The sequence below is a fragment of the Acutalibacter sp. LFL-21 genome, from assembly GCF_025630755.1.
GTDB classification, from domain to species: Bacteria; Bacillota; Clostridia; order Oscillospirales; family Acutalibacteraceae; genus Acutalibacter; species Acutalibacter stercoravium.
In genome coordinates this window covers 22,665-35,776 of record NZ_JAOTNT010000013.1, presented here as the reverse complement: position 1 = coordinate 35,776, position 13,112 = coordinate 22,665, and the positions used below count along the sequence as shown (strand labels likewise).

Annotated in this window: 24 protein-coding genes; all 24 read right to left on the bottom strand. The window is 59.5% G+C overall.

Going from position 1 to position 13,112, the window contains the following annotated elements; genetic code table 11:
* Nucleotides 1–20 precede the first annotated feature (20 nt).
* Nucleotides 21–1,331 carry a preprotein translocase subunit SecY gene (gene secY / locus ODJ80_RS12790; RefSeq protein WP_178863952.1) on the bottom strand — a complete coding sequence of 437 codons (1,311 nt, stop codon included), beginning with the start codon at nt 1,329–1,331 and terminating at the stop codon, nt 21–23.
* Nucleotides 1,332–1,772 carry a 50S ribosomal protein L15 gene (gene rplO, locus ODJ80_RS12785; RefSeq protein WP_178863950.1) on the bottom strand — a complete coding sequence of 147 codons (441 nt, stop codon included), beginning with the start codon at nt 1,770–1,772 and terminating at the stop codon, nt 1,332–1,334.
* Between the two features lie 22 nt (nt 1,773–1,794).
* A complete protein-coding gene (gene rpmD / locus ODJ80_RS12780; RefSeq protein WP_178863948.1) occupies nt 1,795–1,962 on the bottom strand; it encodes a 50S ribosomal protein L30 in 168 nt (55 codons plus the stop codon).
* Nucleotides 1,963–1,976: 14 nt separating this feature from the next.
* Nucleotides 1,977–2,474, bottom strand: coding sequence for a 30S ribosomal protein S5 (gene rpsE / locus ODJ80_RS12775; RefSeq protein WP_317619975.1), 498 nt, complete (start codon nt 2,472–2,474; stop codon nt 1,977–1,979).
* 17 nt (nt 2,475–2,491) lie between these two features.
* Nucleotides 2,492–2,851 carry a 50S ribosomal protein L18 gene (rplR, locus tag ODJ80_RS12770; RefSeq protein WP_178863946.1) on the bottom strand — a complete coding sequence of 120 codons (360 nt, stop codon included), beginning with the start codon at nt 2,849–2,851 and terminating at the stop codon, nt 2,492–2,494.
* 22 nt (nt 2,852–2,873) lie between these two features.
* On the bottom strand, nt 2,874–3,419 hold the full coding sequence (gene rplF, locus ODJ80_RS12765; protein WP_178863944.1) for a 50S ribosomal protein L6: 546 nt from the start codon (nt 3,417–3,419) through the stop codon (nt 2,874–2,876).
* Nucleotides 3,420–3,437: 18 nt separating this feature from the next.
* Nucleotides 3,438–3,836, bottom strand: a complete 399-nt coding sequence (gene rpsH / locus ODJ80_RS12760) for a 30S ribosomal protein S8 (RefSeq protein ID WP_178863942.1) — start codon at nt 3,834–3,836, stop codon at nt 3,438–3,440.
* Between the two features lie 22 nt (nt 3,837–3,858).
* The gene (locus ODJ80_RS12755; protein WP_178863940.1) at nt 3,859–4,044 is read right to left on the bottom strand and encodes a type Z 30S ribosomal protein S14; all 186 of its coding nucleotides are present in this window, start codon (nt 4,042–4,044) and stop codon (nt 3,859–3,861) included.
* Between the two features lie 12 nt (nt 4,045–4,056).
* Nucleotides 4,057–4,596 carry a 50S ribosomal protein L5 gene (rplE, locus tag ODJ80_RS12750; protein WP_178863938.1) on the bottom strand — a complete coding sequence of 180 codons (540 nt, stop codon included), beginning with the start codon at nt 4,594–4,596 and terminating at the stop codon, nt 4,057–4,059.
* Between the two features lie 13 nt (nt 4,597–4,609).
* A complete protein-coding gene (gene rplX / locus ODJ80_RS12745; RefSeq protein ID WP_178863935.1) occupies nt 4,610–4,930 on the bottom strand; it encodes a 50S ribosomal protein L24 in 321 nt (106 codons plus the stop codon).
* A gap of 16 nt (nt 4,931–4,946) precedes the next feature.
* Nucleotides 4,947–5,315 carry a 50S ribosomal protein L14 gene (gene rplN / locus ODJ80_RS12740; protein WP_016404103.1) on the bottom strand — a complete coding sequence of 123 codons (369 nt, stop codon included), beginning with the start codon at nt 5,313–5,315 and terminating at the stop codon, nt 4,947–4,949.
* Nucleotides 5,316–5,379: 64 nt separating this feature from the next.
* Nucleotides 5,380–5,622: a 30S ribosomal protein S17 gene (gene rpsQ, locus ODJ80_RS12735; protein WP_178864001.1), complete on the bottom strand. Its 243-nt coding sequence runs from the start codon at nt 5,620–5,622 to the stop codon at nt 5,380–5,382.
* 37 nt (nt 5,623–5,659) lie between these two features.
* Nucleotides 5,660–5,863 (bottom strand): 50S ribosomal protein L29, encoded by a 204-nt coding sequence (rpmC, locus tag ODJ80_RS12730; RefSeq protein WP_016404105.1) that lies wholly within the window; start codon nt 5,861–5,863, stop codon nt 5,660–5,662.
* Nucleotides 5,863–6,285, bottom strand: a complete 423-nt coding sequence (gene rplP, locus ODJ80_RS12725) for a 50S ribosomal protein L16 (protein WP_178863933.1) — start codon at nt 6,283–6,285, stop codon at nt 5,863–5,865. The genes rpmC and rplP overlap by 1 nt, the downstream gene beginning before the upstream one ends.
* The gene (rpsC, locus tag ODJ80_RS12720) at nt 6,285–7,031 is read right to left on the bottom strand and encodes a 30S ribosomal protein S3 (protein WP_178863931.1); all 747 of its coding nucleotides are present in this window, start codon (nt 7,029–7,031) and stop codon (nt 6,285–6,287) included. Before rpsC ends, rplP begins: the two co-directional genes overlap by 1 nt.
* 19 nt (nt 7,032–7,050) lie before the next feature.
* Nucleotides 7,051–7,389, bottom strand: coding sequence for a 50S ribosomal protein L22 (gene rplV, locus ODJ80_RS12715; RefSeq protein ID WP_178863928.1), 339 nt, complete (start codon nt 7,387–7,389; stop codon nt 7,051–7,053).
* Between the two features lie 20 nt (nt 7,390–7,409).
* On the bottom strand, nt 7,410–7,682 hold the full coding sequence (gene rpsS, locus ODJ80_RS12710) for a 30S ribosomal protein S19 (protein ID WP_178863926.1): 273 nt from the start codon (nt 7,680–7,682) through the stop codon (nt 7,410–7,412).
* 27 nt (nt 7,683–7,709) lie between these two features.
* Nucleotides 7,710–8,543: a 50S ribosomal protein L2 gene (gene rplB / locus ODJ80_RS12705; protein WP_263042380.1), complete on the bottom strand. Its 834-nt coding sequence runs from the start codon at nt 8,541–8,543 to the stop codon at nt 7,710–7,712.
* A gap of 121 nt (nt 8,544–8,664) precedes the next feature.
* Nucleotides 8,665–8,955, bottom strand: a complete 291-nt coding sequence (rplW, locus tag ODJ80_RS12700; protein ID WP_178863922.1) for a 50S ribosomal protein L23 — start codon at nt 8,953–8,955, stop codon at nt 8,665–8,667.
* Nucleotides 8,955–9,578: a 50S ribosomal protein L4 gene (gene rplD / locus ODJ80_RS12695; protein WP_178863920.1), complete on the bottom strand. Its 624-nt coding sequence runs from the start codon at nt 9,576–9,578 to the stop codon at nt 8,955–8,957. Before rplD ends, rplW begins: the two co-directional genes overlap by 1 nt.
* Before the next feature lie 18 nt (nt 9,579–9,596).
* On the bottom strand, nt 9,597–10,229 hold the full coding sequence (gene rplC, locus ODJ80_RS12690) for a 50S ribosomal protein L3 (protein WP_178863918.1): 633 nt from the start codon (nt 10,227–10,229) through the stop codon (nt 9,597–9,599).
* 80 nt (nt 10,230–10,309) lie between these two features.
* Entirely contained in the window at nt 10,310–10,621 is a 312-nt protein-coding gene (gene rpsJ / locus ODJ80_RS12685) for a 30S ribosomal protein S10 (protein WP_016405529.1), read from the bottom strand.
* A gap of 457 nt (nt 10,622–11,078) precedes the next feature.
* The gene (locus tag ODJ80_RS12680; RefSeq protein ID WP_178863916.1) at nt 11,079–12,008 is read right to left on the bottom strand and encodes a glycerophosphodiester phosphodiesterase family protein; all 930 of its coding nucleotides are present in this window, start codon (nt 12,006–12,008) and stop codon (nt 11,079–11,081) included.
* A complete protein-coding gene (locus ODJ80_RS12675) occupies nt 12,009–12,905 on the bottom strand; it encodes a helix-turn-helix transcriptional regulator (RefSeq protein WP_263042379.1) in 897 nt (298 codons plus the stop codon).
* Between the last annotated feature and the right edge of the window lie 207 nt (nt 12,906–13,112).

Genomic DNA, 13,112 nt, shown 5'->3' with positions numbered 1-13,112 from the left:
GGTATCGTCCTCCGTTTCCGTTAATCCAAAAAGCCTTTGTAGTGACGCAGCATCATCTGGGATTCCAGCTGCTTGACGGTCTCAAGGGCAACGCCCACAATAATGATGATAGAAGTGCCGCCCAGGGAGAGGCCATACATGCCGGTCACGTTGGTATAGATAATCGGAATCAGGGCCACAAAAGCCAGGAACAGGGCCCCGATCAGGGTGACTTTGGAAAGGATCTTCGCGATAAAGTCCGCCGTGGGCTTGCCGGGGCGGATGCCCGGGATAGTGCCGTTGTTCTGGCGGAGATTATTGGCCATTTCCAGCGGGTTATACTGGATGGACATATAGAAATAAGCGAACATGACGATCAGCAGGAAGTAGAGCACGATATACAGCCACCCAGTCTGGGAGAAGGCGTCCAAAACCGCCTTGCCAAAACCGCCAGAGGGGTTCCAGAAGAACTGGATGAACTGGGGAATGAACAGGATGGAGCTGGCGAAAATCACCGGCATCACGCCGCTCATTGCCACCTTAACAGGCAGAAACGTGCTCTGGCCGCCGTACATCTTGCGGCCCACCACCTTCTTGGCGTACTGCACAGGGATGCGCCGCTCGGACTCGTTCATAAAGACGATGACCCAAATGACGATCAGGAACAGCACGATGAACAGGGGCGCCAGCACCAGGTACTGGCCGCTGGTGGCCGCGCTCTCCATGCCCAGCTGCATATACTGCCACACGGTGCCGAAGGTGACCGGCAGCCGGGCGACGATACCGGCAAACAGGATGATGGAGATGCCGTTGCCCACGCCCTTCTCATTGATCTGCTCGCCCATCCACATGATCAGGGCGGTGCCGGCCGTAAAGGTCAGCACAATGACCACGGCCACAAACACGCCGGCAAAGCCGTCGGTATAGGCCACAATGCCGTTGGTCCGCAGATAGAAGTAGTACGCCACGCCCTGGATCAGGCCCAGCACCACAGTGACATAGCGGGTGATGGTGGCTATCTTCTTGCGGCCCTCCTCGCCCTCTTTCGCAAGGCGCTCCAGGGGCGGAATGGCAATGGTCAGCAGCTGCATGATGATGGAGCTGTTGATGTAGGGCGTGATGCCCATGGCAAACAAAGAGGCGTAGGAGAACGCGCCGCCGGTGAGCATGTTGATGTAGCCCAGGGCGGAGTTCTGCCCCGCGTTCGCCATCAGTTCCGAAAGGGCCGCAGCGTCCAGAAAGGGCGCTGGAATAACCGAACCAAAGCGGAACACGATGATGATGAGCAGCGTGTACAGCAGCTTTTTGCGCAGGTCCGGGATCCGCCATGCATTTCGGATCGTGTTAAACACTTAGATCACCTCGGCCTTTCCGCCAGCGGCTTCGATCTTCTCCTTGGCAGCCGCGGAAAAGGCGTTGGCCTTCACGGTAAGCTTCTTCTCCAGCTTCCCGTTGGAAAGGATCTTCACACCGTCGCAGTTCTTATTCAGGATGCCAGCCTCAACAAGGGCAGCGGCGTCTACAGAAGCGCCGTCCTCAAACTTGTTCAGAGCCCCCACGTTCACCGCGGCGATCTCCTTGGCAAAGATATTGTTAAAGCCACGCTTGGGCAGGCGTCTCTGCATGGGCATCTGGCCGCCTTCAAAGCCGGGGCGCTGGCCGTGGCCGGCGCGGGCCTTCTGGCCCTTGTGGCCCTTACCGGCGGTCTTGCCGGTGCCAGAGCCATACCCTCTGCCGATACGCTTGCGCTCCTTGGTAGCGCCGGGCGTAGCTGTCAGCTGATTGAGCTTCATTGTCACGCACCTCCTTAGCTAGTTATTCGCTTACCTCGATCAGATGGCTGATCTTCTTCAGTTTGCCCTGGGTCTGGGCGTTGTCGGGCTGCTCGGTGGTGTCGCCCACCTTCTTCAGCCCCAGAGAAATCGCCGTGGCGATCTGGTCCTTTTTAGAGCCGATCAGGCTCTTCTTCAGCGTAATTTTCATGTTCAGGCCCTCCCTTACAGGATCTCTTTGGCGGTCTTCCCACGCAGGGCAGCCACTTCTTCAGCGGTGCGCAGCTGGGTCAGGCCGGCCAGAGTGGCCCGCACCACATTGCAGGGGTTGTTGGAACGCAGCGCCTTGGCGCGGATGTCCCGGATGCCGGCGCACTCCACCACGGCACGCACCGGGCCGCCGGCGATAACGCCGGTACCGGGGGCGGCGGGCTTCAGAATGACGCGGCCGGCGCCAAACTCGCCCATAATGTCATGGGGAATGGTAGAACCCCGCAGGGCAATGGTGGTCAGATGCTTCTTGGCGTCCTCGATGCCCTTGCGGATCGCGTCCGGAACCTCAGCGGCCTTGCCGATGCCAAAGCCCACAATGCCGGCGCCGTTGCCCACCACAACCAGGGCGGAGAACTTCATCACCCGGCCGCCTTTGACGGTTTTAGAAACACGGTTAATCGCCACAACCCGCTCTTGCAGGTCCAGCGTAGAAGCGTCAATGTTAGCCAAAATCATTTCCTCCTTGCTTAGAAGTTGAGGCCGCCCTCGCGGGCGCCTTCGGCCAGCTCTTTGACGCGGCCGTGGAAGATATAACCGCCGCGGTCGAAGACCACGTTGGTGATGCCTTTTTCTGCTGCCTTCTGGGCGATCATCTTGCCCACCTCGCGGGCGGCCTCTTTGTTGCCGCCGTAGCCGTTAAAGCTCTTATCCAGGGTGGATGCGGCGCACAGGGTGCGGCCGGTGGTGTCGTCGATGATCTGGGCATAGATATTGGCGCTGGAGCGGAACACGTTCAGGCGGGGCCGCTCGGCCGTGCCGGAGATCTTCCCGCGCACTCTCTTGTGGCGGCGGAGGCGCGCCTTGTTTGTATCTGCCTTATTGACCATTATTTCTCACTCCTTCTACCTATTACTTAGAGCCCTTACCGGCCTTGCCTTCCTTGCGGCGAACAAACTCGCCAGCATAGCGGATGCCCTTGCCCTTGTAAGGCTCCGGCGGACGCTTCTCGCGCACTTCGGCGGCGAACTGGCCCACCTTCTGCTTGTCAATGCCAGAGATCACGATGGTGTTGGGGTTGGGGGCATCAATCTTGATGTCCTCATTCTCAGAGACCACCACCTGATGGGAAAAGCCCAGGTTCATCACCAGGTCCTTGCCCTGCTTCTGCACACGGTAGCCAACACCCTGAACCTCCAGGGTCTTGGAAAAGCCCTCCGTCACGCCAACCACCATATTGTGGATGAGCGTGCGGGTCAGGCCGTGGAGCGAACGGGACTCTTTTTCGTCGTCAGGACGGGTAACCAGGATCTCGCTGCCCTCAACGGCAATGGCCATCTTGGGGTTGAAGGTCTGGTCCAGGGTGCCCTTGGGGCCCTTTACCGTCACTTCGCTGCCGTTAACAGTCACTTCAACGCCAGCGGGAATATTGATGGGTTTTCTTCCAATTCTCGACATGCTCTCGCACCCCCTTCTTTACCAAATGAACGCCAGCACTTCGCCGCCGACGTTTTCTTTCCGGGCAGCCCGGTCGGTCATAATCCCCTTAGAGGTGGAGATGATGGCCACGCCGAGGCCCTTCATAACCTTGGGCAGGTCCTGCGCGTTGGAGTAGATGCGCAGGCCGGGCTTGGAAACCCGCTTCAGGCCCTTGATCACCGGCTGCTTGCCGTTCGCGTACTTCAGGGTAATGGTAATCATCCCCTGCTTGCCGTCTTCTGTCACGTTAAAGCCCTTCACATAGCCCTCGTCCACCAGGATCTGGCAAATGGCCTTCTTCATGTTGGAGGCCGGCACCTCCACGGTGTCATGCCGGGCGGCCTGGGCGTTGCGGATGCGGGTCAGCAGATCGGCGATTGTATCTGTAACTTGCATGTCTTAGTACCTCCTTGATGATTTACCAGCTTGCCTTTTTCACCCCGGGGATCTCGCCCTTATACGCAAGCTCCCGGAAGCAGATACGGCAGATGCCGAATTTCCGAAGGTAGGCATGCGGCCGGCCGCAGATCTTGCAGCGGTTGTACTCCCGAGTGGAATACTTCTGGGGTCTCTTCTGTTTTACCTTCATCGAAGTCTTGGCCACAATAATCCCTCCTTATTTCGTAAACGGAGCGCCCATCAGAGTGAGGAACTCCCGAGCCTCTTCGTCCGTATTGGCAGTGGTGACAAAGCAGATGTCCATGCCCCGCACCTTGTCGACCTTGTCGTAGTCGATCTCGGGGAAGATCAGCTGCTCGCGGATGCCCATGTTGTAGTTGCCGCGCCCGTCAAAGCTGTTGGGGTTAATGCCGCGGAAGTCGCGCACACGGGGCAGGGCCACGTTGAACAGGCGGTCCAGGAACTCGTACATGCGGTCGCCCCGCAGGGTGACCTTCACGCCAATGGGCATGCCCTCGCGCAGCTTAAAGTTAGCCACGCTCTTCTTGGCCTTGCACACCACGGGCTTCTGGCCGGTGATCTTGGCCAGGTCGCCGCTGATGGAATCAATGGCCTTGGCGTTCTCCTTGGCCTCGCCGGCGCCTACGTTGATGACGATTTTATCCAGCTTGGGAATCTGCATCACGCTCTTGTAGCCAAATTTCTTCATCAGAGCGGGAGCCACTTCTTCTTTATAGAAATCTTTCATTCTAGCCATGATTGTTCCTCCCTTACAGCGAATTGCCGCACTTGACGCAAACGCGCTCCTTGGTGCCGTCAGCCAACACCTTGGTGCGGAAACGCCGGGGCTTGTTGCAATGGGGGCACATCAGCTGCACCTTGCAGGCATAGATGGCGCTCTCGGCCTTGATAATGCCGCCGGGCTCACCCATTCTGCGGGGCTTGACATGCTTCTGGACAAAGTTGGCGTTCTCTACGATGACCTTGCCCTCTTTGGGGCTGACCTGCATGATCTTGCCCACCTTGCCGCGGTCCTTGCCGCTGATGATCATAACGGTGTCACCGGTTTTTACATGAATCTTCTTATTCATTATCAGTGCACCTCCATTAAAGAACTTCGGGAGCCAGGGACAGGATCTTCATGTATTCCTTGTCGCGCAGCTCGCGGGCCACGGGCCCAAAAATACGGGTGCCCCGGGGGTTTTTGTCGTCACGGATGATAACGGCCGCATTCTCGTCGAAACGGATGTAGGTGCCGTCCTCGCGGCGAACGCCGGAAGAAGTCCGAACGATAACGGCCTTCACCACGTCGCCTTTTTTAACCACGCCGCCGGGTGCTGCTTTTTTAACGGAAGCAACCACCACGTCGCCGATATTGGCATACCTCCTGCCAGTGCCGCCCAGCACACGGATGCACATAAGCTCCTTCGCGCCGGTGTTGTCGGCCACCTTGAGGTAAGACTGCTGCTGAATCACAGTGCGTTCCTCCTTTGCTTAAAAGCCAAATAGTTTTGTTCTTGAAAAAGCTGCCAAACAGTTTTTATTTGGCTTTTTCGATGATCTCCACCAGGCGCCATCTCTTGTCCTTGGAGAGGGGGCGGGTCTCCATAATGCGGACCCGGTCGCCCACGCGGCACTCGTTGTTCTCGTCATGGGCCTTGCGCTTCACAGTGCGCTTAATGACCTTGTTGTAAATGGGGTGCTTCACGCTGTCTTGAATGGCCACGACCACGGTCTTGTCCATCTTGTCGCTGACAACACGGCCCACAACGGTCTTTCTCATGTTTCTCTGTTCGCTCACTTGTTAATCCTCCCTTCCCTTAGGCGTTGTCGGCGCGGAGCTCGTTCTCCCGGATGACAGTCTTCACACGGGCAATGTCTTTCTTCACAGCCGAAATGCGCATGGGGTTGTCAAGCTGATTGATAGCGAGCTGGAAACGCAGGTTGAAGAGCTCAGCCTTCAGGTCGGCGAGTTTGGTGTTCAGCTCGTCAGCGGTCAATTCTCTGATTTCTGCAGCTTTCATCACTCACTGGCCTCCGTTTCTTTCATGACGAATTTGCACTTGATGGGGAGCTTGTTGGCGGCCAGGCGCAGGGCCTCGCGGGCCGTGGCCTCATTGACGCCTCCCAGCTCGAACATCACCCTGCCGGGCTTTACAACGGCCACCCAGTACTCGGGAGAGCCTTTACCAGAACCCATTCGGGTTTCAGCGGGCTTCTGGGTGACGGGCTTGTCGGGGAAAATCTTGATCCAGACCTTGCCGAAACGCTTGCAGTAACGGGTCATGGCCACACGGGCGGCCTCGATCTGGTTAGAGGTGATCCAAGCGGGCTCCAGGGCCTGCAGGCCAAAATCGCCATAGGTCACCTTATTGCCGCGCAGGGCCTTGCCCTTCATGCGGCCTCTCTGAACTCTGCGGTATTTTACGCGCTTTGGAAGTAACATTATCTGCGGCCTCCTTCCCTATTTCCATTGGGGCGGCGGTCACGGCGGTCCCGGCGGTCATCCCGGCGGTCGCGGCGCTCCCGGCGCTCAGGACGCTCGCGGCGCTCGCCGCCGCGGTCATTCAAAACCTCGCCCTTGTACAGCCAAACCTTCACGCCAATGCGGCCGTAGGTGGTGTTGGCCTCGGCAAAGCCATAGTCGATGTCGGCGCGGATGGTCTGCAGCGGGATGGTGCCGTCATGGTACTCTTCGCTGCGGGCGATCTCGGCGCCGCCCAGACGGCCGGAAACCTTGGTCTTGATGCCCTTGGCGCCCAGCTTCATGCTGCGGCCGATGCAGCCCTTCATGGCGCGGCGGAAAGAGATCCGGCGCTCCAGCTGAGAGGCGATGTTCTCGGCCACCAGCTGCGCGTTCAGGTCGGGCTGCCGCACTTCCACAATGTTGATGACAACGGGCTTGCCCAGCATCTTCTCGCACTGCTGGCGCAGCTTCTCAATTTCAGAGCCGCCCTTGCCGATGACCATGCCCGGCTTGGCGCAGTGGATGTGAATGCGCACCTTAGAGGCGTCGCGCTCAATCTCAATCTTCGGAACGCCGGCGGCGTACAGCTGCTTCTTCAGCGTTTTACGGAGGTTGTAATCCTCCACCAGGATGTCGCCGAACTGGCTGTCATTGGCAAACCACCGGGAATCCCAGTCCTTGATAACACCCACACGGAGACCGTGGGGATTCACTTTCTGACCCATATCTTTGCCTCCTTACCGCTTACGCTTCTTTTTCCTTCACCACAATGGTGATGTGAGAAGTTCTCTTCAACACCCGGAACGCCCGGCCGTGGGCGCTGGGACGGATCCGCTTCAGAATGGGGCCGGGGGTGACATAGCACTGAGAAACATACAGGCTGTTCCGGTCCATATTGAAGTTGTTCTCCGCATTGGCCACCGCGGACTTCAGCAGCTTCTCCAGGTCCTCGCAGGCGGCTTTGGGGGTGTGCTTCAAAATAGCGGCGGCAAGGTCCACCGGCTTGTTACGGATGAGGTCCAGGACGATTCCGACCTTGCGGGGAGAGATGCGGGTGTAGTTCAGTGTTGCTTTCGCTTCCATTGCTTCTTCTCTCCTTTCCCTTACTTGGAGGTCTTCGCGCCCGCGTGGCCCTTAAAGGTCCGCGTGGGGGCAAACTCGCCCAGCTTGTGTCCCACCATGTCCTCGGTGATATACACCGGCACATGCTTGCGGCCGTCGTGGACGGCGATGGTGTGGCCGACAAAATCCGGGAAGATCATGGAAGACCTGCTCCAGGTCTTGACGATCTTCTTCTCGCCGGCCTCGTTCATGGCCTGGATCCTTTTCAGCAGCACGGGCTGTACAAAGGGTCCCTTCTTCAGGCTTCTGCTCATAGTATCTCTGCTCCTTTCCCGTGCGCCTTACTTGCCGTTTCTGCGCTTCACGATAAACTTATCGCTGCGGTTCTTCTTCTTGCGGGTCTTATAACCCAGGGCCGGCTTGCCCCAGGGAGTGACAGGCCCGGGACGGCCCACAGGGCTCTTGCCCTCGCCGCCGCCGTGGGGGTGGTCATTGGGGTTCATCACAGAACCGCGCACGGTAGGACGCCAACCCATGTGGCGCTTGCGGCCGGCCTTGCCGATCTTCACGTTCTCGTGGTCGATGTTGGAGACCTGGCCGATGGAGGCCATGCAGGTCTCAGGCACGTTGCGCAGCTCGCCAGAGGGCAGCCGCAGCAGAGCCATGCCGTTCTCCTTGGCCATCAGCTGAGCCATGATGCCGGCGGCCCGGGCCAGCTGAGCGCCCTTGCCGGGGTACAGCTCCACGTTGTGGATGAAGGTGCCCACAGGGATGTTCTTCAGGGGCAGGGCGTTGCCGGGCTTGATGTCGGCGTCCGCGCCGGAAACCACCTTGTCCCCAGCCTTCAGGCCGTGGGGAGCCAGGATGTAGCGCTTCTCGCCGTCCTCATACTGCACCAGGGCGATGAAGGCGGAGCGGTTGGGATCGTACTCGATGCCCAGCACGGTGGCCTCTACATTGTGCTTCTGGCGCTTGAAGTCGATGATGCGGTACTTCTTGCGGTTGCCGCCGCCCCGGTGGCGGACGGTGATGCGGCCGTAGCTGTTGCGGCCGGCTTTTTTATCCAGAGGAGCCAGCAGGCTCTTCTCAGGACCATTCTTGGAAAGGCTGGTGTAGTCCGTTACGGACATGTTCCGCCTTGCCGCGGTGGTCGGCTTGTAATTCTTAATTGCCATTTGGTTTTCACTCTCCTAAGTTTGGCTTTGCGGGGGCGGCGTCTGCCCCCATTCGTGCCCATCTTTGGGCTTACATGATCCCCCGGGCCCCGCCCGGAGGCGCCGGACGCGCCGGCGGCTTTTAGATCATGCTCTCAAAGAACTCGATGGTCTTGCTGTCTTCGGTCAGGGTGACAACGGCCTTCTTCCAGCTTCTGGTGTAGCCTTCATACCGGCCCTGGCGGCGCATGCGGCCCCTGACGTGGAGGGTGTTCACTTTGCTGACCTTAACGCCGAAGAGCTCTTCCACAGCTCTCTTGATGTCGATTTTGGTGGAGTCCTTGCTCACCTCGAAGGTGTACTTCTTCTGGCTGTTGCCGTCCATGGTCTTCTCGGTGATGATGGGGCGGATGATGATATCCTGGGCTGCCATTATGCATACACCTCCTCGATCTTAGCGACTGCATCCTTGACGACGATGAACTTATCGGCGCCCAGGATGTCGTACACGTTCAGGGTGTTGACCTGGGCGGTCTTCACGCCGGGGATGTTCCGAGCGGAAGCGATGACCTTCTCATCCATGGTGGAAAGCACGATCAGGGCCTTCTTCTCAGAACCCACCGCCTTGAGCATGTCGGCGATGGTCTTAGTCTTATAGGAATCGGCAGTGATCTGGTCAATGACGATCATCTCATTGTCCCGCACCTTAGAAGACAGGGCGCTCTTCATTGCAAGGCGGCGCACCTTCTTGTTCAGGGTGTAGCGGTACTCCCGGGGCTTCGGGGCAAACACAATGCCGCCGTGGGTCCACTGGGGAGCCCGGGTAGAGCCCTGACGGGCGCGGCCGGTGCCCTTCTGGCGCCACGGCTTCTTGCCGCCGCCGGAAACCTCAGAGCGGGTCAGGGCAGACTGGGTGCCCTGGCGCTGGTTGGCCAGGTAATTCTTGACCATGTCGTTCATCACGGACACGTTGGGCTCAATGCCGAACACAGCCTCGGAAAGCTCCTGCTGGCCGACTTCCTTGCCCTGCATGTTCAAAACTGCGATACTAGGCATGCTTGTTTCCTCCTTCCCTTACGCTTTCACGCTGTCGCGGACCACGACGATGCCGCCGTTGGGGCCGGGGATGGCGCCCTTGACCGCGATCAGGTTGTTCTCGGCGTCCACCTTGGCAACGGTGAGGTTCTGCACAGTGACAGTCTCAGCGCCCAGGTGGCCGGCCATCTTCAGGCCCTTCCACACACGGGAGGGGGTGGAGCAGGCGCCGTTGGAACCGCCGTGGCGGGCAACGGGACCGGAACCGTGGGTCTCCTTCAGGCGGCGGAAGTTCCACCGCTTGATGACGCCGGCGTATCCCTTACCCTTGCTCTTGCCGGTGACGTCCACCTTCTCGCCGGCCTCAAAGGCGTCGGCCTTGATCAGGTCGCCCACGTTCAGGGCGCTGATGTCGTCCAGGCGCAGCTCGCGCAGGGTCTTCTTGGGGGCCACGTCGCCCTTCTTGAAGTGGCCGGTCAGGGGCTTGGAGACCCGCTGGGGCTTCTGGTCGCCGAAGCCGATCTGCACGGCGTTGTAGCCGTCGTTCTCTTCGGTCTTCTTCTGGGTGACCACGCAGGGGCCTGCCTCGATGACCGTGACGGGAATGACTCTTCCCTTTTCGTCGAAGATCTGCGTCATGCCGATCTTCTTGCCGATGATCCCTTTTTTCATCTTTCTTTTCCTCCTGTAGAGTTATTGGTTGGATTCCTCCAACATGACCCTCCTGCTCCGGTGTAGTTTAAGAACAAGCCTTACAGCTTAATCTCGATCTCTACGCCGGCGGGGAGCTCCAGGCCCATCAAAGCCTCAACGGTCTTGTTGCTGGGCCGGAGAATGTCGATCAGTCTCTTGTGGGTGCGCATCTCAAACTGCTCGCGGCTGTCCTTATACTTGTGAACGGCCCGCAGAATGGTGATGATCTGCTTCTCGGTGGGCAGCGGCACGGGGCCGGAGACCCGGGCGCCGGTGCGCTTTGCGGTGGCGACGATCTTCTCAGAAGACTGGTCCACCAGCTGATGATCGTACCCCTTGATCCTGATGCGAATTTTTTCCTTGACTGCCACTAGAATCGCCTCCTATACATTTCTTTTAGGCGGGCTGGGTTTTTCAACACTGTTCCGGGTGTTTCCACCCTGGACATAAGAAAACCGGAAATCCGCGTTTCACGGACTCCGGGGCAAGGACAAACCCATATTGATCCTTCAAAGGGCATAATCTTGGCCTTCCGGGCACGCCCGGCGGTTCCCATCCCTTCAAATTCCTTCGCCCGGTTTCAAATCGGACATACTCCACGGAAAAACCGGCCGCTGTGGGCCGCAACCTCCCGCTTCATCGCATATCTGGCGTCCCCTTGTCTGGAACGCCTGTGCAGTCACGCTTGATTATAATACCATACAACCCCAGGTTTTGCAAGGATTTTTCGAAATTTTTTCAGAATTTTTCCGGAGCCCCCCGCCTTTGCCCCTCCTGCCAAAAAAGAGGGGGCAATCCCCCTCTTTTCCTGGGAAAGACCTACAGATTTCACTTGGCCGCGCTGCTCTTTCCCTGGGGCGGCTCAGCGGCCCGCAGGCACACCGCCGTCTGGTACTGTTTCAAAAGGTCAGAGAAAGAAGGGTGCTTGCTGGCAGAGGTCTCCAGGGGCAGGAATTTCTCGAAAATACACAGGCAGCCGTCAGCCTTGGCGGCCTGGTAATCCTCCAGGGAGCGCAGGGTCCAGCTGACCTCCTGCATGCCCCACACCCTGCGGGCGGCCCGCAGGGACGGGTTGCGGCGCAGGTGGAAGTCATAGGCTTCAAAGTGGGGGCGGGTCAGGAAGTTGGTCATCAGGTTCCGGCCGATGAAGTCCGCCAGGGGGGACATGCCCTTCTCCGGCATGCGGCACATCAGCTGGCCCCGCACCACCTGGGGCCGGTGCTTTTTGAACCACCGGACGATGCGGGGGTCAAAGGACTCCACGCAGTACAGGCCCTGATAGCCCTCCAGCAGCCCCACCGTCTTTTCGCACAGCTCCTGCTGGCGGGTGTAGCTCTTCAGCTCGATGATGAGAGGCGTGCGGCCGCCCACCAGCTCCAGCACCTCTGTAAACCGGGGTACCCTCTCCTCCGTGCCCAGCAGCCGGTAGCCGGAAAGCTCCTCATAGGTCATCTCGTCGATGTTCTTGTCCACCCCGCAGGTGCGGGCGATGGAGCGGTCATGGTGGACCACCACCTGGCCGTCCCGGGTCAGCTGCAGGTCGAACTCCATGCCAAAGCCACCCCGCACCGCCAGGTCGAAGGCCATGAGGGAGTTCTCCGGCACGCCCTTGTCCTTGTCGTGGAGGCCCCGGTGGGCGTAGTCAAACCTGTGAAAGGCGGAGAAGTCCGCCCGGGGCAGAGAGGGGGCAATGGCCCACAGCCAGAACAGCGCCCCCGCCGCCGCCACAATTCCCAGCGCAATCAAAACAGCCGTCATCTATTCATTCCTCCCTGTTGTGTCCCGCCCGCCTTGGCGTCGGAACTCCGTGGGCGTACAGCCCATGTTCTGCTTAAAGACCCCGATAAAGTAGCTCAGGCTGTTAAAGCCCGTCTCCAGGGCGATATCCAGCTCCTTGCGGCCGCTTTCCAACAGCAGGTCCGCCGCCGCGGAGAGCCGCACCCCGTTGACATACTGCACCGGCGTCTTAAACGTGTACCTTTTAAAAAGGCGGCAGAAGTGCCCGTCGCTCATGTGGCTGAGCTGCGCCAGCTGAGAGACGGTAATGGGCTGCCGGTAGTGCTCCTGAATGTACTCGATAGCCGCCTTCACCCCCTGGGCTGGGGCCTGTTCCCTGGGGGCAGGGCTCTGCCCGCCGCCCTCTGCCAGCACAGAGAAAACCTCCAGCAGCTGGGCCCGCACCCGCAGCTCATAGACCGGGGGCCGCTGCTCCAGCAGCAGCGCCGCCTGGTCAAAGGCTTCCAGGGCCCGCCGGCCCTGGGGGGTGGAGCCGTCCGTCACCCGCTGGGGATGGAGCCTCCCCTCCAGCACCGGGGCCACATACTTCACCCGGGCAATGTCGTCCTCGCCGCCGCAGAGCATCTCTGGGCGGAACACCACCGCCGTGTAGTCCAGGGGGCCGCCCTCCAGGGGCTGGGCGGCGTGGAGCTCTCCGCTGTTGAAGAACACCATCTCCCCGGCGCGGGCCTCGAAATACTCGCTGCCGCAGCGCACCCGCACCGTGCCCCGCTCCACCTTGAAGAGCTCCATCTCGTCGTGCCAGTGGCACTCCAGCTCCTCGCAGTGGGCGGGATAGGGCGGCCGGATGCGGTAACAGCCCACCGGAAGGCCCATGGCCCCGTGCTGCCGCGCCTCTTTCAGCCGTTTGTCCACCACGCAAGCCCCGCCTTTCCCAATAAAAAATCAAAATCGTGCAACAAGCCGTCTGTTTCCCACAAGCATTTTCCGGAAAAACGCGGTAGAATAGCCCCAATAGGTACAGGGGCCCAAGGGCCCGCCCACAAAGGGCATATATCAATACTATATAGCATCCCGGCAGGTTTTTCAACCCGCCCGGGCAAGAAAAAGTCCCCCCATTTCGCG